This is a genomic window from Paenibacillus sp. Soil750, from assembly GCF_001428045.1.
Taxonomy (GTDB): Bacteria; Bacillota; Bacilli; order Paenibacillales; family NBRC-103111; genus Paenibacillus_E; species Paenibacillus_E allorhizoplanae.
The window spans coordinates 22,719-43,603 of the sequence record NZ_LMSD01000041.1 but is presented as its reverse complement, the minus strand read 5'-3'; the positions used below and the strand labels follow the sequence as shown (position 1 = coordinate 43,603).

Sequence of the window (20,885 nt, the reverse complement as noted above, 5' to 3'; positions counted from 1 at the left end):
AGTGTTCTTCAATCCTCGCTCATTGATACCATGGGTAGCCATGCTAATTTCTCTTGTAGTACAAGATAGAAAAGTATACACTTTTCTTTGGATGATAGTTTTCCTTGGTGTTTGATAAAATGAACGAGACTATGGGGAGGCAACATAACGATGGCACATACAGCCGAAATTAAAAGAGTACAATCCTTGCTCCGCCATGCACAGCAACTATCTGGTGCTAGCAACCAAGCTGATGAAAGAATTAAGAGCTTGAGCAGCAGATTAGAAGCGCTTCAACAACTTGCGGGTGAGCATGTAGCTCCAAGTGAGACAGAAAGCGGCAGCTCTGAGGTAGAAGTAAGTGAAGAGACGAATGAAGTGAATGAAGAAGCGAATGATGAAGTCGCTGTAGCCGAAGAACAACCCGCTCCAGATCCACAAAATGAGTAGCTAATCGTTATGAATGCCATAGTTAACTAATTAATTTTAATTTTGCCTTTTTGAGGATAAGCTTCTGGTATAGCACAATGTATCTATCTAACAACTGACTAACGGATACGACTTTCTCATGTGTTAGGCTACCATTGATCGCTGCTTGATTGATCATTTCGAATCGCAGGCTGTCAATTTTCTGCTGAAGTTTGGATTCCATCGTATCCATCTCCGTTCTAGTTATAAGGATGTTTTACTTTGCCTATATCTGTATAGTAAATGAAGACTATTAGATTACTATTAGAAATTGTTTGTGAGAGTGTTAGTTTAGTGTGGTGAACAACAGTATTCTTGATGTTCCAAAGAGAAGAGGCCAACCCTAAGTAGATTGTCACTACTTGAGGTTGGTCTCTTCTCTTTTTTTATCTGCAAATATTACATGCCAAGTTGAACGTATAGGGTTCCTTTTTCCACTTTCATGGGGGATGTCTTTCATGCTGCGCAAACCTTCGCTCACTTAACTACTCCCGTCGTATAGTCATGATGTAGTAGTCCATAAAATTGACGGAAACATTCGTCGAGCGCCTCTTCGGAGATATTGGCAATTTGTCCACCAATTGATGCCATCAGTGATTTCATTTCTGGGATTGTCCACGATCCGATTATCACTTATATCATCGATTTCATGTCTAGATCATCCAAATCCAACTAAAAGAAAAAAACTTTATTTCTTTTTGAACTGCTAGAAGTAGAACACAGTCTAAGAAGTATTGTTTTCAGGAATTGACACATTGGGGGATTTAACAACATGAAGGAAATCAAAAAAAATCATCGGCTTTATATGCCTGGATTGGATGGGATCAGGGCGCTCGCGGTTCTTGCTGTAATTAGCTATCATCTCAACTGGGGATGGGCCTCAGGGGGATTCTTAGGAGTAAGTGTATTTTTTGTACTCTCCGGTTACCTGATTACGGATATGCTGATTGAAGAGCGCAAGAATAAACAACGTATAGATCTAAAAAGGTTTTGGATTCGTCGCATCCGCAGATTGCTTCCTGCAATGGTGACTATGATAATTGCTATTGCCGTCTATCTAGCAGTTACGAATATCCCGAGGTTATTTTCCATACAGGGGGATATTTGGTCGGCTTTAACATATACAAGCAACTGGTACAATATTTTTCACCACATCTCTTACTTCGAGAGCTTCGGACCTCCTTCGCCTCTAGGGCATCTTTGGTCGCTTGCCATTGAAGAGCAATTTTATTTGATATGGCCGCTGCTTGTCATTGGCTTGAGTCGTTTCTTTAACCCAACACGCGGTAAGTTTGTTTTACTTACACTCGCTGGAGCCATCCTTTCTTTCGTCGCGATGGTGCTTTTATATGAACCTGGCACGGACCCCAGCCGGGTATATTACGGAACGGACACAAGGGCGTTCGGACTCTTGATCGGTGCATCCCTTGCTTTTATATGGCCAAGTAGTAAACTTGTTGACCCTAACTTACGCAAACATCGTTTCTGGATAGATATGACGGGTGTGATTGGACTATTGGTTGTCATCTACATGTTTATGCGAACCGGAGAATACGATCCATCGCTGTACACAGGTGGTATGCTCATCCTTTCCTTGGTATCGTCTTTCGTTATTGCAGCGGCAGCAAGCCCATCTAGCTTGGTTAGCAAAATTCTCGGTTGGAAGGCTCTACGTTGGATCGGTAAACGGTCTTACTCCATTTACCTTTGGCATTATCCTGTGATCGTCATAACGAATCCGACTAGTCCTACTACGGATACCAGCTACTTTCTCCTAATGATTCAGCTCGCGCTCAGTATCGGATTAGCTGCTTGGTCCTACTCCTTTATTGAAACCCCTTTTCGAACTGGTGATTGGAGCATTTGGTCCAAAATCGTCAAACTTCAGTTGAATGGGATGACAAAGCAACATCCATTTAAGTTCTTAGTTAGAACCGTACCGCTTGTCATACTTATGCTGATCTGCGTTTCCAACATTATGAATTTGAGCATATTCTCTTCACAAAGTTTGACGAGATTAGCTGGGACTGCCTCGCCTGCGGGTCAATCACCCGAATTAACGAGTGATGTCCTGACTACAACTCCTGACGTTAATCAATTGCCAGGTTTGACAAGCCCTGTCCCGACATCTACACCTATAGGTAAAAATTCGCTTGCTACGACAAGCCCTGCACCGACAGCATCACCTAAAGCTGAGAATTCAACTGCACGGACAAGCCCCGTCCCGACAGTACCTAAAGCTGAGAATCCAGCTATACTCACCAGCCCTGCCCCAACGGTATCGCCTAAAGCTGAGAATTCAATTGCATCGACAAGCTCTGCCCCGGTGAACGCTTCTGGCGCTAATAACCCTGTTCTGTTAACCCAAAGCGTTACAGCTATCGGGGATTCCGTCATGCTGGGCGCTGCTCCGGTTTTAGAGAAAATGATTCCAGGGATTACCGTAGACGGGAAAGTCAGTCGGCAACTGTCGCAAGCTCCTGACATGATCAAGCAATTCAAAGCCGATAACACGTTAGGTCGGATTGTCATCATTCACCTCGGTACGAATGGACCTTTCACATCAGAACAGCTTGATATTCTGATCGAGATGATTGGAGAAAACCACAAAATTATTCTCATCAATACACGTGTGCCCAAAAAATGGGAGTATGTAGTAAATGGTACTTTGACAAGTGTAAGTAGAGGGCATGCGAATGTTAAACTCGTCGACTGGTATTCCTTTAGTGCAAATAAGCCAGATTGGTTTGTCAGTGATGGTGTCCACTTAACAGTTAAAGGAGCTGAAGCTTACTCCAAACTTATTCTAGATGCTGTTAATGCTATGAGTAAGTTAGATCCAAAAAAATAAGAGGCGGGCTTAGCCCCTTCCTCTTATCACTGATCATTTCCTATTTGTCCTTCCTATAATACAACGGGGCATGTCCCGTCACCAATTTGAACACTCTGCCAAAATGCGTCACACTGCCGAAGCCAACCTTTCTGGCAATCAGACTCACCTTTAGCGATGTTTGCTCCAGGAGCTTTTTCGCTTCCTTAATCCTGACACTATTCAAATATTCCACGAACGTAAACCCCGTCGCTTCTTTGAAAAATCGGCTTAGATAATAGGGACTTACATAAAATTTCTCCGCCAACAGATGCAGCGGCAGATCCTGCATGTAATGGGTGTTCATATAACGAACAACCTCTAAGATTCTTTCATACATAGGGCTTGGTGTATCCAATGGCTCTATCGCGTTCTGCTTAACATGACGACAGCAAATAATGAGTAGCTGCAACACCAACGTCTGCGCAAACATCTCGAAGCCAGGCCTCTTTTCCTGCATCTCCTGCATGATGCTTTGAGCAACCGACTCGATAGCAAGCTTGTCTTGCAGCGGACATTTTATGATTAAGTAGGCATGCTCAAAAAGGGGCTGAAAGATGTCCCGGTAGGCATCATTCATCGAGGACATCTGGCTCTCATGAATATTCACAATGAGCCGCTCATGCTTCGGCATTTCCGTATTGGTGGTCCGATGAAGGATATTCGGGGAGATGATGACGACATCCCCTTCTTCGATGATCATCGTCCTGTCCTTTATAAAAAACGTCCGTTTGCCGGACATCAAATAGAAGATTTCGTAGGTACTGTGAAAATGGTTAACCGGCATATTGTGACTTAACGCTTTGCGATAAGATACGGAGAAGGAACCTTTTCCGTTATCGAATTGAAAATCTTCCATGTTCTACTCACCTTTCACTCCGTTTGCCATTTATTATACGCCTCTCCTCATATCCTGCAAGATATAAGAAGAAATTACGTATTTCCGCAAAAAATGTACATTTTCCTCTGCTAAGATAAGCTTAGTAGATTGAAGGAGGAATAAACGAAGATGCAAACTTCCGAAAACAACATCCAAATCAATAACACCACACAAGAAGTACTGACTCCCATCCAATGGGCGGAGAAAGCGTGCGAAGCGTTAATGGCCAAATTTGAACCCGAACAGCTTCCTCCGGACCGTTTCCACTATCATCAAGGCGTCTTTCTTTCCGGTATGGAGAAGTGCTGGCGGGAAACGAACGACGATAAATACTACACGTATATCAAACGATGGGTGGACAGCCAGATCCTCGCTGACGGCAGCATCAAGAATTACAATCCGGAAGAGCTGGATGATATTCAGCCTGGCGTGCTGCTCTTTAATCTGTATGAGAAAACTGGCGATGAACGATATAAGAAAGCTTTATATACACTGGTTCCCCTTTTAAAAGCATGGAAAACCAATCCATCCGGCGGTTTCTGGCATAAGGAGCGTTATCCGAATCAAATGTGGCTAGACGGTTTATACATGGCGGGACCGATTGCTACGCAGTTCGGTAAAACCTTCGACGAAGCCGCGTATTTTGACATGATGACCTATCAAGCTATTCTCATGGAAAAGCATACCAAGGACCCTAACACCGGCCTGCTGTATCATGGATGGGATGAAACTAAAGCTGCTGCTTGGGCTGATCCTGTAACAGGCTTAGCACCAGAATTCTGGGGACGGGCGATCGGCTGGTATCCTGTTGCTTTGCTGGAAATGTTCGAGTACCTTCCTGCGGACCACAAAGATAAAGCTGAATTAACGAGCATTCTGCAAGATTTGCTCATGGCCTTGATCCCATTCCAAGATGCTGCCACAGGTTTATGGTATCAAGTTGTGGATAAAGGTGACATGGCGGATAATTGGCTGGAAAACTCCTGCACCGCTTTGTATGTGCATGCTATTGCCAAAGCCGTGCGATTCGGTTATTTGGATCCTACATATTTGACCTATGCGTGGAAGGGCTATCAAGGGGTTATTGATACGCTGAAGTTTGATGAGAACGGTCATGTGATCATTGGCCAGATCTGTATCGGTACAGGAATCGGAGACTACGCCCACTACATCGCGCGTCCTACAAGTGAGAACGATTTGCACGGCGCTGGCGCATTTATCCTTATGTGCGTGGAAATGAGCCTAGCGGCGCAAGAGGCGTCCCGTTAATAGAACATAGAGAAATTAGTGCAAAAGAGCAACCTTTTGGACCGAATAGAGCCAAATAGATGATTCCTGGCAGTAATAGTTGCACTTTCGCAAGCATTTCAGATAGCGCCATCAATCTGGTAAAAAAGGTTGCACGATTGCAATTTTGCACGCCTCACAGCTAAATTCACGCCACCAACAAGGTGACTTCAAGGAATATCGTCCGAGGGGCCCAGCCACATTCATGGCTTTTGGGACCCTCTTTATTTTGTTTGTCCTCCCTAAAATAGTTAATAATTTCTTTACTTCTCAAAATCTAGCATTTCCTTTATACTAAAAGACGAACTTATTAACCATCGTTCTATTAATATATAGGAGGAATTTTTAACACATGAAAAAAACATTCACTACTCGCCTTACTGCGCTTGCGCTTGTAACCGTTCTCACTGGTTCTTTCGCTAGCAGCCTAGCATTTGCCGAAACAACCACACCAACTTCACCTGTTTCAATGAAAACAGATATGCGTCTTGCCATTGATAACGGTATTGTAGAGGGCTACGGAGATACAGACTACCGTGGTGCAAATGCCGCTACTCGCGCTGAAGTGGTAACGATGATTAACCGTGCAGCTAAGCTGCAAAGTGCTGATCCTAGTACTGTTACGTTCACGGACCTTGCGACTTGGCAAAAACAAGCTGTTGCGAATGCCGTTGCAGCTAAACTAATTAGCGGTTTTGCTGATGGTACGTTTCATCCGAATGCTGCCGTGACGCGTCAAGAGCTTGCCGAGTTAATCGTGAAAGTTGTTACTGGCGGCAAACTGCCACAAGTAAACGAGAATGTGTTGAATTACTTCAAAGACTCCACTTCAATCGCCAAAGATTCCCGCCCTTATGTCGCTTATGCCGTCATTAGCGGAATTTTCACTCCTACTCTCGATGGTAATTTCAACCCTACTGCTGAAGTCACACGTGATGAAGTAGCTAAGGCGCTTAAGCCTATTCTATTTAAAGTGGTTGATATTTTAACAACGAACGATATTCACGGAAAAATCGAAGTCGGCTTCGATAAAAAGCGTAATCAAGGTCAAGGCGGTATCGAAACATTCGGCGGTATCGTGTCCGATTTCCGTGCTGTCAATCCCAAAGGAACGGTTGTTGTTGACGGCGGTGACGCTTGGCAAGGTACACTAATTTCCAATACAACGAATGGTCAATCCGTAATGGATACAATGGCGCAAGTGCAATATGATGCTGCGGCTATCGGAAATCATGAGTTCGACTTCGGCCGTGACGTTCTGATCGACAATATTAAGAAGGCTAAATTCCCTATTCTCGGGGCTAATATTATTGATGATCAAACCGGCAAACGTGTCGACTGGACACAGCCTTATGTCATTATTGAAAAAGATGGCCTGAAAATCGGCATCATCGGTTTCGCAACGCCTCAAACGAAAACAACAACGAAATCAACGAACATCGAAGGCCTTTCCTTTGTAAATCCAGTTCCTTTGGCGAAAGAATTGTCAGATGAGCTTCGCGCGAAAGGCGTCGATATCATCATGGTTACCTCCCACCTGCCAGGTGAGCAAAACCAAAAGTCTGCTGAAATTATCAGTGAGCTTGCTGATCTTGCAAAAGGTACTGGCAATGGTACCCTAGATGCCATTGTTGGTGGTCACTCCCATATGCGCGTTGCCGGTATTGTGAATGGCATCCCTGTTGTTGAAGCTCAAAGTTGGCTATATGCGGTTGGACACATTCAACTGTTCGTAGACAAAACTACAAAGCAAGTCGTTTCCTCCAATGCAAGCTTGCTCGAGACCTATACGAACTTAACGACGGCCGACCCGAAAATTCACCAAACGGTTGAAGACTATAAAGCCAAAATCTCAGGCAAATCCGGCGAAGTGGAAGTCGTAGTTGCAGAGCAGCTTAATCGTAAATCTTTCCGTTTTGCTGCTAATGGTGGGGCTGACCGCGACGGTGCAACACAGTTAGGCAACAGCATCACAGATGCGATGCGCGCTTCTGAGAAATCCGATATTGCTTTCACGAATATTGGCGGTATTCGCACGGATATTGACAAAGGTGAGCTAACCTATAGCGAAATGTTTGAAGTACTCCCTTTTGGCAATTACAATGTAACGGGTACGATGACTGCTGCACAAATTAAAAAAGCGCTCGAAGTTACAGACAAGTATACAAGTCTTCCAGCCATTCAATTCTCAGGTTTGAAGGTAGAATGGGATAACACAAAGCCACTTGGTGAGAAATATTCCAAAATTACTTTAGTAGATGGCACTCCGATCTATGTGGATGGCAAGTTTAATACAGACCGTACGTTCAAAGTGACAACCAATGATTTCATGGCTACAGGCAGCGGCGATGGCTTTACGGTATTCGGTGAAGTGAAGGATTGGAAAGATGGCGCCATCATGCTAGACGCATGGGTAAATCACGTCAATTCCCTGAAGGCTGCTGGTAAAGAGTTATCTGTACAAGACGATGGTCGCGATGTGCGTTTGGATTTGAAGAAATAAGCTATTATTTTATTATTAATCCCATTAAATGAGAAAAGACCTTTGCCCGCATCCAGCTCTGGATAGGGTGAAGGTCTTTCTAGTCTCTAGACGTGCAAATCTCGTTTTTGAAAGGAAACATACGTAACAACCGTCAATAAGGCAATGACAACTACCGAAATGATGACAAACACGGCATCGAATCCACCGCCATACATAATATTCTTCGCCTCATAAAATTTAAATGGGGTTACATATTTCAAGAATGCCAGCTTATCGTTGAAATCAATGGCAATGGATAAGATAAACGTAATGAGCATGATGCCCGTTGATAGCGAGGATGCTTTTTTGGAATTTCGATAAACGGCTGCAATGGATGTTCCGATGACTAGAAAGAGCAGCTGCAAAATAAACATACCCAGCATGACGATGGAGATATCACCGTTGACCGCCTCGCCTTTGCTATATGCCCCAACAATCAACATGCTCGAAATCCATGACACGAGGTTAAAAATAACAATGTTCACGAAAGCGCTTAGCAGCTTCCAAGTGATGATTTGGTTTCTGGATAAAGGCTTCACGAATAAAAACTCTGCCGTCTTATCCCGCTCTTCCTTCGCGATGATATTGGCGCCCAGCATGGCCGCATGGATCGTTGCCATTAACAAGAAATATAGGACCAAGATGCCAAAATAACCGCTAGCCTTCGATAAATCTAATGCGCCGCCACCCATAATCACTTGGAGTGACTTCGGCATTTCCGCCATAAGATCATTTATCTGTCCGTTCGCTGCTGTTGCTTGATACTTGTTCATGCCGCTTGCGATTAGAAAGATAAGCCCTAGACTCCAAAAAATCATCGATTTCCGAAACGTCTTCATTTCTCGCCAAAAAATATTCATTGGTTATTCCCCCTCTCACCCGCATTTATACGGCATGAACATCCTTTTTCGTGTAGATGAAGTAGCTTGCCGCAATCGAAGCAACGATAATCGCGATGGCTGCAATGATATAAGAGGCTTCATAGCTAGCATGCTCAAGCATGTATGTCCCATTAAAGTATTTGAATGGCGAGAAATACCGTTTGGCCCCCTCCCCATCTACGGCAACGATCATTCCGATAACGAAAAAGGCAAACACCGTACCCAGACTGACGGATAACACGGCTTTCATTTTAGAAAACACGACCGAAGTGATGAATCCTATAGCAAGAAACATCAGCTGGATAAACAGCAACGTGAAGGAAATTAATAGAAATGTGCTCACATCAAAATCGACCGTTTTTACTTGAAGCGCCATTAGATAAGCTGCAGCGATATAGATCACGCAGGTAATAACTAAGGAAGTAACAGCCGCTAATAGCTTGGAAGTGACTATTTTCGTACGTGTTACGGGCTTTGTAAGTAGAAAGTCTGCTGTTTTCTCACGCATTTCTTTCGAGAGTATTGACGTTCCCAGAACCATGGCTTGAATGGCTCCGCAAAGCGTAATGTACATAAAGATGTACACATAGAATCCGAGTAGGGTACCGAACGTTTCGATTTGAATACCAAGAGCTTTCCTGACACCTTCGGGATACCCCTCTAATACCTTAGAGAACTCAGCAAAATCCTTAGAAACCGAAGGAAAAAGGGATAGGAATAAAACGATGACCGCAATTAAGGAGCACGTCCACGTAATCGTGGACTTCCGATAAGCTCTCAATTCATGAAGGTATATATTCATTCCGCTTTAAGCCTCCTTCTCATAGTAGTGCATAAAGATCTCCTCTAAATCAGGCTCTTCGATCCACAGATTATCAATTTCGATTTCAGCAATCTTTCGCATGACTTGATTAATGTTGCCTTTAAATAAGAAGCTCGTCGTCTGGCCTTGGACATCAATGTTATTGACCCCGGTCATTTTGAAAAAGTTAGGATCAAGCGCTTGTGCCGTATCCACTTTAAATCGCTTAAAATTGTTTTCTTTTAACGTGCTGATTTTCTCAACCGTTACAATCCTGCCTTCCTTAATAATCGCGACTCGATCACATAATCTTTGAACTTCACTCAATATATGAGAGGAAAAAAGAATCGTAGCTCCTCTTTGATTCTGTTGTTCGAGCAATTCGAAAAACCTCTGCTGCATGAGCGGGTCCAGTCCACTTGTCGGTTCATCCAGAATAATGAGCTTAGGATCATGCAGCAACCCTTGAACGATGCCCACTTTCTTTTTGTTCCCCAGAGATAGATCATCAATTTTCTTCGTAACGTCTAGATCCATGATTTCAGCAAGCTCTTTGATTCTCTTGGTGCAATCCTTCTTGTAAAAGCTGGCCGAATACTTGAGTAGGTCGATCACCTTCATGTTGTCATAATAGAACACCTCGGACGGTAAATACCCGATCTCTTTCTTAATTTCTGGTGCAAACTGGATGCAGTCTTTCCCGAAAATTTTGGCACTGCCGCTTATGGGAAAAATCAGAGACAGCAGCGTTCGAATCGTCGTTGATTTCCCTGCCCCATTCGGTCCAATAAACCCAAAGATTTCCCCTTCTTCGATCGTAAAACTAACGTCGGTAATCCCTCTTGCGTTCCCATAGGTTTTGGTCAGATTGTTGATTTCAATGGCATGCATCGTACATCCTCCTTATGACATATATGTTATTTTTTAGATGAAAGACAAGCAAAAAGAAGCCCTAAGCATAGAGAATCTCTACGCTCGGACTTCTTCACATAAGAAGGCGAGTGTGCGGTTCTCTCTCAATACACCTACGAGGTTAGCTGTCGGATTCGGACTTGAGAGCGTCCTACCTAATGCTTGCGAGCATCAGGATTCACCCCATGAAGCCAAGTATTGCTTGAACGGCTTCGATTGGTTCCCCCGTTTCCCTACTGGGAATTAAGTGGTTTCTTTTCACAAAAAATCAACTTGTCGTAATGAATCTTACGCCGTTCTTTATCGAATGTAAAACGTAGATTCGCCTTTAATTTTTGCTTATTTGACTTTGGTAGTTGATGAAAGCGCATACATGTAGTGGTGACGTTGATTATCCCATACTTTGCTACTTATTAATGCTCTTTAGGAGATAAAGCTCAGTGGACATAGGAAACCTACGTGCTGTACAGCCGCCGATACTCCTGTGGCGTCATTCCGGTATGCTCTCGGAAGCGCGCAATAAAGTAACTGCTCTGGGAAAATCCGACATGCTCTGCTACTTGCTTAATCGTCCATTCGGTAGACATGAGCAGTTGTTTAGCTACAACAAGACGACTTTCGAACAGCCACACGACTGGTGTGCGTCCCATCACTTCGTGAAACATTCGACTAAAATAGTAGGTACTAAAGCCTGCCTGCTCGGCCATCTGCAGGAGAGTTAGCGGTTTCGTGCAGTGCGTACGAATATATTCGGCGACCTCTCTCATCCGTGCGCGCTTATCCAGTATGGTTACTGTTCCATGCGTCTCCGCGCGTAAGGCAAGCTCAGCAAGTAGTTCATAGAGCTTTACGGCCAAATGCACCTCGTTCCGATCATATGGGGATGCCAAATCCAATAAGTCTCCGGTCAATTGTTCGAGCTTGGGTACATCCCTATACGTAAACAGCCAAACAGCTGAAGTACCTTGATCATTCAACAACCTGTCGAGCCCCTCACCTGCAAGGTGTACCCAAAATACTTGCCATGGATCGTTCGCATCTGTTCGATACTCCTGCTCAAGGCCCGCCCCGTAATAGAAACCTTGCCCTGCCTCCAGGGTAAATTCCTTCCCATTCGCTTTGACATAACCTTTACCACCTAACACAATATGCAAATTAGCTTGTTGCAGCTGACCCTTAAACCGCCACTCCTGATGCTCGGGGAAATCTGCATATTGACCTATCATATCCGGATACGCCGTGTAGTGTTTATACATTGGCTCCGGTAATACATAATGAATTCGCATGTGCCCTCCAAAACGCAAAAATCTGATACATGTCGCAAAATGATGTTATATACATAATATTATAAAGAAATATAATGAATACATAAAGAGATTGAAATAACAAAAAAATACTATATCCATAGAAATGGGGATGTTATTACTCATGCAAAAGACCATTCCGGGAGAGAAATTTGATCTAGGCGTATGCTATTACCCTGAGCAGTGGCCAGAGGCTATGTGGGATGACGATTATAGGAGAATGCGAGAAATCGGCTTTACCATCGTACGGATGGGTGAGTTTGCATGGAATTTCTTCGAACCAGAGGAAGGGGTATTCGCCTTTGATCTGTTCGACCGCGCAATTGATCTTGCTCACGAGCATGGACTGAAGGTCATTCTTGGTACTCCCACTGCCACACCGCCTGCTTGGATGACCTATAAATACCCGGAAATCCTGAATGCCACATTTGAGGGTGTACAGTATCAGCACGGACTGAGACGTCACTACAATTACAGCAGCCCAATTTACCGCGACTATTGTGCGAAGATTACCGAGGCTATGGCAACTCATTATGCTAACCACCCAGGCGTAGTAGGCTGGCAGATCGACAACGAGCTTAACTGTGAGGTGAATGTCTTCTATGCCGAAGCAGATCATGCCGCGTTTCGGAAGTGGGTACAGGAGAAATATGGTACCTTAAACGCATTAAATGAGGCTTGGGGAACCGTCTTCTGGAATCAGAGCTACTCGGACTGGGAGCAAGTTCATTTGCCTCGCCCAGCTCCTTCCAAATCCGTTAACCCTCATCAAGCGTTGGATGAAAAGCGATTTATCTCGAATAACACCATATCCTTCGCCCGTTTACAGGCAGACATCTTGCGACTGCTTGCCCCAACACAGTGGGTCACCACCAACGGCATGTTTGGCCATTTGGATAGCCATGCCATGACGGATGAACTGTTGGACTTCTTTTCTTTCGACTCGTATCCGAACTTCTCAACCATTTGGAACGATGCCGATCGCGAGAATCCGCTCATGGATCGCAGCAATTCCAACCAACTCACCAAGGTTCGTTCGATCTCACCCACTTTCTGCATTATGGAGCAGCAGTCAGGTCCTGGTGGTTGGGTGAACACAATGGGACAATCAGCACCCAAACCAGGCCAAATGCGATTATGGACCTATCAATCAGTTGCTCACGGGGCGGATATGGTCCTGTTTTTCAGATGGCGAACGGCAACATTTGGCACCGAAATTTATTGGCATGGGATCAATGATTACCATAACCGTCCCAACCGAAGGGTTGCTGAAGCAGCAACAATTAGCCGAGAATTGGGGAAAATCGGAGAGGTTATTGCCGGATCTCGTTTCACAGCGGAAGCGGCTATTCTGCACGATTATGACAATGAGTGGGATGGGGAACTTGACCAATATCATGGTCCGCTAACAAGAGAGAGTGAATACAGCTGGGGGAAAGCCCTGCAGTTCAGCCATATCCCTTACGATTATTTGTATGTGCAAAATAAGACTACCCTAGATGACCTAGCTCGTTACAAGGTGCTCATCTACCCACATCCAGCCATTATGTCGGAGGAAACGGCCGAGCTGCTTAAGCAGTATGCAGCTGCAGGAGGCAAGCTTATTTTTGGAGCCCGATCCGGTTATAAAGACCAATGCGGGCATTGCCGAATGACGCCATTCCCGGGTCTCATCGCAGAACTGTGCGGCATAACTGTGGAAGACTTTACGTTCGTCCTGAAAAAAGCGGCGACACCGAACTTGCGCTGGATCGATGGTGGAGACGACGCCAGTACGCCTGCACGTCTGTTCAACGACATTCTCCATCCAGAGAACGAGAACGTACAGACACTAGCCTTGTTTGACGGCGACTACTATACAGGCAAACCGGCGCTTACCCGCAACCCATATGGCAGCGGCGAAGCCTATTATTTCGGGGCCGCGTTCAGCCGCGAGGTAGCGGATGGGTTGATCCGCCGCCTTGGGCTGCAGCCTGCTACCGCAGGTTGGGCGGAGCTGCCGTCTGAGGTGGAGGTTGCCATCCGCGTGAAACGGGATCGCCGGTTTGCCTTTATCCTGAACTACACCGACAAACCAGTCAAAGCTAATCTACTGAAGGAGCTGGAAGACTTGTTGGAGGGTGAACGGGTTGGTATGGGGGAGCTGGAGATAGCTCCTTATGGTGTGAAGGTTTTGGAACTATAATGAGAAAGGAACCGATGCGCTAAGCACTGGTTCCTTTTCTATATCTGTGAGGTTCGTTTATATTCTTGAATCGAAACGCCCGTTACTTTTTTGAAGCGGTGGCTGAAATAATAAGGATCCTTAATCCCCACCTTCTCCGCGATCTGATACGCTTTCCAGTCCGCTTCGTTCATGAGCTTAACGGCTTCATCAATCCGCAGCTTAAGCAAATAATCCGTGAAACCCTGACCTACTTCCTGCTTGAAAATACGGCTTAAATAACTGGAATTGAGGTGAAACTTCTGGGATACAGAGCCCAACGAAACTTCAGAGTTTCGAAATTCATCAGTCAAATAGGACAAAACATCGTGAACAATCTGGTTTGTTTTCTTCATTCGCGTACCCTGCACATAATCCGCCGCGTCTTCTGCCAATTTGGACAACAATTGACTCAAGTCACCCGTTGTACGGCAACCAAACATGCGATTATAGACGGCGCCATTCAACAAGCTCGACCGCAATTGCGTAAAACCTAACTCCGACATGGCCAGATTCAGCATCGAAATAAAATGGACACCGAGCGAGTACATGTGTTCATTCGGCGCAGAGGCTAAGGAACGAAAAAGCTTATCAATGGATTTAACAGCCTGCTCTTTGAGTCCCGTTTTAATAAAAAAAATGATTTCTTCCGTATCCGATAGCTTCAGATCTGTGGAATAATTAACCAGGCGAATATCTTCTCCAAATGAGATGACCTGGTCTCCGCCAAATAGTTTGCCATAGCGCAGCGCTTCAAGGGCCTCCTTGTAGCTATGTTTCACACGAAGCAGGTTGTCGCAAACGCCTCCAACCCCTACAGTTGCTTGGCAATTCAGCTTATCCTTAATGATGCGAATGGACTGTTCGCCGAGGGCCTCCAACTCAACTGCTTGCTCCCAGCTAATCATCACGATGCGTCCGCCATTGTCTTGCAGAACATGAATCCCCTCGCGCTCTTGCACGAGAAATTCAACTGCTCTTTTGCAGCCTATGCTGAGGTTCAGCCTTCGCTCTTCTTCAACGTTCGGCTCGCTCTGAAAATCGAGTACAGCAACGGAGCAGCAAGCTCGAAACGATTCACCAAAAAAGTAGTCAAACCTCCGATGGAGTTGCTCACCATTTGAGGTAGTGCCTACGAGTAGATCCATTAGAAATTTTTCTCTAAGCTCTTGGGTATTCTCCAGAAGCTCGGACTGTATTTTGCGATATTCCTGCCAATGGGCTGCTTCTTTCTCGATCACATCTTTTAAATCAATAGCCAGCTTTCTCAATACATCAGGTTGTAGAGGCTTTAACAAGAAATCATGGACACCGATCTTCACACTTTGCTTCGCATATTCAAATTCCGGATACGCCGTGAGAATCACAACCTTAATGAACGGATCTCTTTCTCTGATTAGCTTCGCAAGCTCCAATCCATCCATGTATGGCATATTAATATCAGTAAAGACGATATTCGGCCTTACCGCTTCAATCAAATCCAGCGCTTCGTTGCAATTGGCAGCCTCCCCTACAAATTCAATGCCAAGGGAATGCCAGTCTAGGAGAACTTGCAGGATCTTTCTTGGATTGACTTCGTCATCAACAGCAATAGCCTTTATCCTTCCATGTTCCATTGAGTGTCCTCCAGATAGGGTATTTCAATTTCGATTTTCGTTCCATTTCCTGGTGAACTGCCAATTGTATAGGACATGCCGTCTCCGTAAAAAAGCTTAAGTCTCGTTATCGTTCCACGCAATCCGAAGCTGGCGGCATTATGAATAAGCTGTTCCTCATTCATCGAATCAAGCTTATCCTCCGAGATGCCTATGCCATCATCTTGAATGGACAAAATGACTGATCTGCCTGAGATCACGGCCGAGACAGTAATCACTCCCTGCTGCCCCATCGGCCGGATGCCGTGGTACAGGGCATTCTCCACAAGCGGTTGCAGGGTAAGCTTGGGAACGGGATAAGCGTGCAGCTCATCGCTCAAATCATAAACAGCGGTAAACATATCAGGATAGCGGATATGCTGAATCGTCAAGTAGTTCTTGGCAATATCGAACTCTTCTTTGAGCGAAATGATTTCATTCCCTTTGCTCAGACTCAAGCGGTAATATTGCGCTAACGCAGAGATCAGACGGTAGGTTTCTTCCCTCTCTCCAGCCAATGACAAATATCCCGCTGATTCCAAGGCATTGTATAGAAAATGCGGTTTAATTTGCTGATGAAGAATATGAAGTTCAAGCTTTCGCCGCTGCGACTGCTCCTCTTTCTCGCGCTCCATTGATTGTTGGATCGTTGTGAGCAGACGATTATACCGATCTTGAAGTTGGCGAATTTCATTGGAATTCGGATTAAGCAGAACTTCCTGATAATCACCTGTCTCCGCTTTTCTCATCGATTTTAATAAGCTCAATATTGGATGGATAATAGATCGGGTGATCCAAATAAACCCAAGGAAAATAAAAACAACATTAAACACGACGATCGGAAAGAGAACCCGATTCACAGCCTTGTACGGATTCGGCCAGTCACTCATCGAAAATGCGGTTGCATAACGCCAGCCGCTAACCTCCATTTTATCGAAGATGTAACGATGATTGGCTATTGTTTGGATGAAGCTTCCTGAAGCATGTGACCGGAACTCCTCCGATTCTGTGAACTGCTGCAGCTCAGGATTCTCAAAATCGATCACGAGCGCGCCATCCCGATCCACCATGAGATCGTATTTCTTGCCATCAATTGTATGTTCGTAAGGCTTTTTAATCTGGGTTAATGGAATGTTAATCATCACCATGCCAATCGGTTGGGCCGTATTCAGATCATTCACGACACGGATTAAAGAGAGATATTGCTCCCCTTTTACCTGCGTATTTAAGATTCCGCCTGCATTGATTCGCCATATCGAACCACCGTTTCTGTTAATGGCTTCCTGATACCAAGGGGCTGATTTAATGCTTGCTATATGCAGGCCAAGCTTCTGAAATTCCAGTGAATAATACAAATCATCATTGCGAAACAAATAAACAGAGGCTACATTAGACTCTGCGAGGAAAATCTCATTTAACACCTTCTGGATACTCGAGTTCGAAGCCACGAATCCATCGTAAGTGAAGTCCGTCTTAAGGAGCTCCTGGACGGTGCTGCTAGCGATAACCCTTTGGGAATATTTCGAAGCGTTATCGAACAACGAATTCATATTGGATTGAATCGCATTTAAGCTTTGTTCGGACACTTCCGCAATCTTGCCGTCGATTAGACTTCGATTAAAGCGTTGATACAAGACGCCGCTGATCAGCAGAGAAACCGATAGTAAAAGGATATAATAGGCTATCATTTGTGTTCTTATTTTGGCGAATTTCACCACATAAACCACCTTCTGTCTGATTCTAGGCCTATCTACACACTTTCTATCGTTCCTCCACTTAGTATACCATGCGTGCAGCGTTCACTAGCCTTTAATTGCGCCCGCGACAATGCTCTTCTGAACTTGATCGCTTAAGAAAGCATACAAAATAATCGTAGGAATCGTCGCAATAACCATGCCCGCTGCGATCGGACCATACTCTGTCGTATGCAGCCCCCGCAGGGAATTAATCGCAACCGTAATCGTCATGAGTTTGTTACTATTGATAAATGTAGTGGCAAACATTAATTCGTTCCAGGCAGCCAAAAAGGTAAAGATGGATACCGAAACAAGAGCTGGTCTGATCAAAGGCAGCATAATTCTGAAAAACACTTGATAAATATTACACCCGTCAACGACGCTAGCTTCTTCCAACTCCCGAGGGAGGCTCGTAAAAAATCCGACCATGATAAACATAGCGGGAGGTATCGCGTTCACCGTATAAGGGATAATCAACGCCCATGGCGTATTTAACAGATGGGTTTGTTTTAAAATAAGAAAGATAGGCAGCAAGGTAGCATGTACAGGAATCATCAGCCCCGACATAAATAAGGCCAGTACAAGTTTACTAAACTTCCATCTCATTCGAGTGACCGCATACGATACCATTGCTGCTAACAACCCTGAAACGATTACCGTTATGCCAGTGTATAAGAAACTGTTCAAGAAATTCCTGCCCAGCTTGGAGCCCACAAAGACGTATTGATAGTTGGCAAATATCCACTTGGAAGGCAGTCCCATGACATTGCTTCCGGTGATTTCAATATTGGTTTTGAATGAGGTTAACACGAGCCAAAGCAGCGGATAAAATTGAATGATGGCAAAAATAACAAGAAAAAGTTGAAGAATAAGGTTCGTGTTATGCCATTTTCGAGTCAGTATCACTTGTTAGTCCCCTCTCCTCGTACTCGAAATAACCACTGCAGCCCCATATAAATAACAAGACATTCCACCACCATAAACACCGCCATTGCACTTCCATACCCGTACATATTTCGCTTGAAGATTGTTGTGTACATTAACGTGCTGGGTACATCCGTCGCTGGTGCCGAGGTGCCGTTCGTCATGATAAAGGTCAAATCGAAAAATTTCAGAGAACCAATAATGGCAAATACGATACATACCTTCAAAATCGGCGTTATTAATGGGATTACGATTGAAATCGTCGAGCGCCATTTGGACGCCCCATCAATTTTGGCTGCGTCAAACATCTCTTCAGAAATACCTTTTATCGCTGCATACATCAGAAGCATGTAATAACCAACCCACTGCCACACAGCCGGCAGCATGATGCTCGATAGGGCAGTTTTCTCATTCGTTAGCCAATCGTTCCTCCATCCTTCTAGTCCTATTTGCGCCAATATGACATTCAACACACCGTAGTTTGGATTCAAAATCGATACGAACATGAGTCCGATGACGGCGGACGAAATCGTGACAGGGATAAAGAATAGGGTCCGGTAAAACTTCTCTCCTTTAATGCCCCTCGCAAGAATTAAGGCAAGAATGAAAGCAAACGGAATCTGCAAGCCTACCGACAAAATGGCCAAGTACAACGTATTCCAAACAGAATGAAGAAATTGCATATCATACGTATCGGTAATGAACAAATCTTTGTACAACGCCAATCCCACAAACTTCCCTTGCCCGATGCCGTTCCAATCCAACATGCTGTAATACACGGATTGAACGATAGGGACGAAACCTACGAGTAGGAACAAGATTAGCGCAGGAAGTACGAAGACGGCTATGGCTTTCTTATCGCCAAACACTTGTTGCATGGTTCTCCCTCCCCCTAATCAAACTGGCGGAAGCTGCCTTCCGCCAGTTTCTTCGATTAGACTTCTTTCGTCTCTATTTGCCAGGATTGATTTTGCTTTGCAGTTCTTTGGTGAATTCTTCTGGCGTTACCTTGCCAGCTGTGAATTTCATCAGTGAACCGAACATGGACTCGGTATCATTACCAGACAACATTTGATCCCACCAGTAAGAGAATCCTGTTGCTTTCGCAGAAAGTTGGCCGATTTTCACAGCAAGCGGATCTACTTTCGAGGTGTCGCCAAGATCGCCTTTCCATGCGGAGGAACCTGAACCAGCAAGGTACACTTCCTTAGCCATCGTCTCCATGAAGTATTTATACACTTCCCACACACGCTCTTTATTTTTCACATCTTTATTGATAAAAAAGCTTTCGCCAGAGCCGCCATGCCATTCATCGGCATTGCCTTTCCCGCCTGAAATTGTCGGGAATTTTACCACATCAACCTTACCTTTGACCGCAGAATCCGGTGCATTGATCTGTCCGTTCACCCAAGCGCCCATATAAAGAATAGCGGCTTTGCCCGTTAAGAACATATTGATCGACTCATCATAGGAAGTCCCTAGTGGATTTTCCCCGAATGCCTTGGCATCAATCAGCTCTTTGTATTTGCGGCCTGCGGCCTGAAAGTCCGGCGTATCGAAGGATGCTGTCTTATTCAAAGTTGCGTTAACGGCAGCGGTTCCGCCCATGCGGATGTCCAAAATGGAGTTCCAGAACATCGCCGGCCATCTGTCTTTTGCCCCTAGTGCGATTGGCGTAATGTTCTTAGCTTTTAAAAGGTTAATATCTGCTAGTAAATCCTCCCAAGTGGCAGGAACTTTGGCGCCTGCTGCTTGGAACAGCTCAGTGTTGATGTAAAGGTTCGCCGTTGCAATGTTTGTCGGAAGTCCGTACAGCTTATTGTCGAATGTGAAGTTGTCCGTCGTTCCCTGGACGAGCTTGTCTATTGTTCCATCCTTGGCAAGGTCCTGTAAGGGTAAAATTCGGTTGCCTGCGACAAACGGTTGTGCGAAACCTCCGCCCCATGAGAAGAAAATATCTGGCAATTCATTGGCGGCTGAAGCTGTTTTGATCTTGGTTTTGTAGGCTTCTCCACCAATCCCCGTATGTTCAATTTCTACATTAGGAAACTTAGCTTTTGTCGCATCCAACGCTTTGTAGAAGCCGATAAAGCCACCGTCTTTGGAGTTAGGGTCGGAGAACTGCGACCACATGGAGATCTTGATTTTCTCAACCGCGGCAGCCGCAGTTGATTTCGGCGAGTTGGAACCTGCTGGTTGCCCGCTATCACTTTTCGTACTTCCGCACGCAGTAAGCGTTACCGTCAAAATGGCAGCTACACCCAAGCTCGTTATTTTTCTAAACATCTTCATTTTCTTTTGCCTCCCCGCTATTTATAAACCGCTTACATGTCATATCATACGATTTTAGCCGCTGTCGAAGAATGTAATCGCTTTACTAAAAGATAGAATCTTTTTACTACTCTTGTTCTACATACAAACACAAATCTGTCCTCGCGTAAATCTTTTGCTAGAAGTAAAAATATTCCATGATTCAGTAAAG

General features: G+C 44.8%; 16 protein-coding genes and 1 riboswitch. Of the genes, 5 read left to right on the top strand and 11 right to left on the bottom strand.

Annotation, left to right across the window (positions count from 1 at the left end; translation table 11 throughout):
• Positions 1-150: 150 nt before the first annotated feature.
• Positions 151-429, top strand: coding sequence for a hypothetical protein (locus tag ASL11_RS29800; RefSeq protein ID WP_056622932.1), 279 nt, complete (start codon positions 151-153; stop codon positions 427-429).
• A gap of 22 nt (positions 430-451) precedes the next feature.
• On the opposite strand, the gene ASL11_RS29795 is transcribed toward ASL11_RS29800, so the two are convergent.
• Positions 452-631, bottom strand: a complete 180-nt coding sequence (locus ASL11_RS29795; RefSeq protein ID WP_056622930.1) for an aspartyl-phosphate phosphatase Spo0E family protein — start codon at positions 629-631, stop codon at positions 452-454.
• A 588-nt stretch (positions 632-1,219) separates the two neighbouring features.
• Between ASL11_RS29795 and ASL11_RS29790 the strand changes: the two genes are divergently transcribed.
• A complete protein-coding gene (locus ASL11_RS29790) occupies positions 1,220-3,298 on the top strand; it encodes an acyltransferase family protein (protein ID WP_056622927.1) in 2,079 nt (692 codons plus the stop codon).
• 40 nt (positions 3,299-3,338) lie between these two features.
• On the opposite strand, the gene ASL11_RS29785 is transcribed toward ASL11_RS29790, so the two are convergent.
• On the bottom strand, positions 3,339-4,175 hold the full coding sequence (locus ASL11_RS29785) for an AraC family transcriptional regulator (RefSeq protein WP_056622924.1): 837 nt from the start codon (positions 4,173-4,175) through the stop codon (positions 3,339-3,341).
• Positions 4,176-4,325: 150 nt separating this feature from the next.
• On the opposite strand from ASL11_RS29785, the gene ASL11_RS29780 reads away from it, so the two are divergent.
• Together ASL11_RS29780 and ASL11_RS29775 are read left to right on the top strand one after the other, a co-directional pair.
• The gene (locus tag ASL11_RS29780) at positions 4,326-5,465 is read left to right on the top strand and encodes a glycoside hydrolase family 88/105 protein (RefSeq protein ID WP_056622921.1); all 1,140 of its coding nucleotides are present in this window, start codon (positions 4,326-4,328) and stop codon (positions 5,463-5,465) included.
• A 370-nt stretch (positions 5,466-5,835) separates the two neighbouring features.
• On the top strand, positions 5,836-7,986 hold the full coding sequence (locus tag ASL11_RS29775; protein ID WP_056622915.1) for a 5'-nucleotidase C-terminal domain-containing protein: 2,151 nt from the start codon (positions 5,836-5,838) through the stop codon (positions 7,984-7,986).
• Between the two features lie 86 nt (positions 7,987-8,072).
• Here the strand turns inward: ASL11_RS29775 and ASL11_RS29770 are convergent, their stop codons facing one another.
• The 4 genes from ASL11_RS29770 to ASL11_RS29755 all read right to left on the bottom strand — a co-directional run bounded on the left by ASL11_RS29770 (position 8,073) and on the right by ASL11_RS29755 (position 11,888).
• The gene (locus ASL11_RS29770) at positions 8,073-8,867 is read right to left on the bottom strand and encodes an ABC transporter permease subunit (RefSeq protein ID WP_056622913.1); all 795 of its coding nucleotides are present in this window, start codon (positions 8,865-8,867) and stop codon (positions 8,073-8,075) included.
• Between the two features lie 25 nt (positions 8,868-8,892).
• The gene (locus ASL11_RS29765) at positions 8,893-9,690 is read right to left on the bottom strand and encodes an ABC transporter permease subunit (RefSeq protein ID WP_056622910.1); all 798 of its coding nucleotides are present in this window, start codon (positions 9,688-9,690) and stop codon (positions 8,893-8,895) included.
• Between the two features lie 6 nt (positions 9,691-9,696).
• Entirely contained in the window at positions 9,697-10,581 is an 885-nt protein-coding gene (locus ASL11_RS29760) for an ABC transporter ATP-binding protein (protein WP_056622907.1), read from the bottom strand.
• Between the two features lie 115 nt (positions 10,582-10,696).
• Positions 10,697-10,862, bottom strand: a riboswitch (cyclic di-AMP (ydaO/yuaA leader).
• Between the two features lie 195 nt (positions 10,863-11,057).
• On the bottom strand, positions 11,058-11,888 hold the full coding sequence (locus tag ASL11_RS29755; RefSeq protein WP_056622905.1) for an AraC family transcriptional regulator: 831 nt from the start codon (positions 11,886-11,888) through the stop codon (positions 11,058-11,060).
• Positions 11,889-12,030: 142 nt separating this feature from the next.
• Here ASL11_RS29755 and ASL11_RS29750 point away from each other — a divergent pair, with 142 nt between their 5' ends.
• Complete coding sequence (locus ASL11_RS29750) at positions 12,031-14,091, top strand: beta-galactosidase (protein ID WP_056622903.1); 2,061 nt, start codon at positions 12,031-12,033, stop codon at positions 14,089-14,091.
• Between the two features lie 38 nt (positions 14,092-14,129).
• On the opposite strand, the gene ASL11_RS29745 is transcribed toward ASL11_RS29750, so the two are convergent.
• From ASL11_RS29745 to ASL11_RS29725, 5 genes are all read right to left on the bottom strand, one after another.
• Positions 14,130-15,725 (bottom strand): response regulator, encoded by a 1,596-nt coding sequence (locus tag ASL11_RS29745; protein ID WP_056622900.1) that lies wholly within the window; start codon positions 15,723-15,725, stop codon positions 14,130-14,132.
• Positions 15,707-17,458 carry a sensor histidine kinase gene (locus tag ASL11_RS29740; protein ID WP_157257100.1) on the bottom strand — a complete coding sequence of 584 codons (1,752 nt, stop codon included), beginning with the start codon at positions 17,456-17,458 and terminating at the stop codon, positions 15,707-15,709. The genes ASL11_RS29745 and ASL11_RS29740 overlap by 19 nt, the downstream gene beginning before the upstream one ends.
• Before the next feature lie 87 nt (positions 17,459-17,545).
• On the bottom strand, positions 17,546-18,385 hold the full coding sequence (locus tag ASL11_RS29735; protein WP_056622895.1) for a carbohydrate ABC transporter permease: 840 nt from the start codon (positions 18,383-18,385) through the stop codon (positions 17,546-17,548).
• Entirely contained in the window at positions 18,382-19,281 is a 900-nt protein-coding gene (locus ASL11_RS29730) for a carbohydrate ABC transporter permease (protein WP_056622892.1), read from the bottom strand. Before ASL11_RS29730 ends, ASL11_RS29735 begins: the two co-directional genes overlap by 4 nt.
• A gap of 73 nt (positions 19,282-19,354) precedes the next feature.
• A complete protein-coding gene (locus ASL11_RS29725) occupies positions 19,355-20,695 on the bottom strand; it encodes an extracellular solute-binding protein (RefSeq protein WP_056622889.1) in 1,341 nt (446 codons plus the stop codon).
• Positions 20,696-20,885 lie beyond the last annotated feature (190 nt).

Bases quoted from the DNA above. Each gene is read 5' to 3' on its own strand.
- ASL11_RS29775 (WP_056622915.1), top strand. From the start codon at position 5,836: ATGAAAAAAACATTCACTACTCGCCTTACTGCGCTTGCGCTTGTAACC.
- ASL11_RS29730 (WP_056622892.1), bottom strand. From the start codon at position 19,281: ATGCAACAAGTGTTTGGCGATAAGAAAGCCATAGCCGTCTTCGTACTT.
- ASL11_RS29790 (WP_056622927.1), top strand. From the start codon at position 1,220: ATGAAGGAAATCAAAAAAAATCATCGGCTTTATATGCCTGGATTGGAT.
- ASL11_RS29725 (WP_056622889.1), bottom strand. From the start codon at position 20,695: ATGAAGATGTTTAGAAAAATAACGAGCTTGGGTGTAGCTGCCATTTTG.
- ASL11_RS29795 (WP_056622930.1), bottom strand. From the start codon at position 631: ATGGAATCCAAACTTCAGCAGAAAATTGACAGCCTGCGATTCGAAATG.
- ASL11_RS29785 (WP_056622924.1), bottom strand. From the start codon at position 4,175: ATGGAAGATTTTCAATTCGATAACGGAAAAGGTTCCTTCTCCGTATCT.
- ASL11_RS29765 (WP_056622910.1), bottom strand. From the start codon at position 9,690: ATGAATATATACCTTCATGAATTGAGAGCTTATCGGAAGTCCACGATT.
- ASL11_RS29800 (WP_056622932.1), top strand. From the start codon at position 151: ATGGCACATACAGCCGAAATTAAAAGAGTACAATCCTTGCTCCGCCAT.
- ASL11_RS29780 (WP_056622921.1), top strand. From the start codon at position 4,326: ATGCAAACTTCCGAAAACAACATCCAAATCAATAACACCACACAAGAA.
- ASL11_RS29745 (WP_056622900.1), bottom strand. From the start codon at position 15,725: ATGGAACATGGAAGGATAAAGGCTATTGCTGTTGATGACGAAGTCAAT.
- ASL11_RS29760 (WP_056622907.1), bottom strand. From the start codon at position 10,581: ATGCATGCCATTGAAATCAACAATCTGACCAAAACCTATGGGAACGCA.
- ASL11_RS29770 (WP_056622913.1), bottom strand. From the start codon at position 8,867: ATGAATATTTTTTGGCGAGAAATGAAGACGTTTCGGAAATCGATGATT.
- ASL11_RS29755 (WP_056622905.1), bottom strand. From the start codon at position 11,888: ATGCGAATTCATTATGTATTACCGGAGCCAATGTATAAACACTACACG.
- ASL11_RS29750 (WP_056622903.1), top strand. From the start codon at position 12,031: ATGCAAAAGACCATTCCGGGAGAGAAATTTGATCTAGGCGTATGCTAT.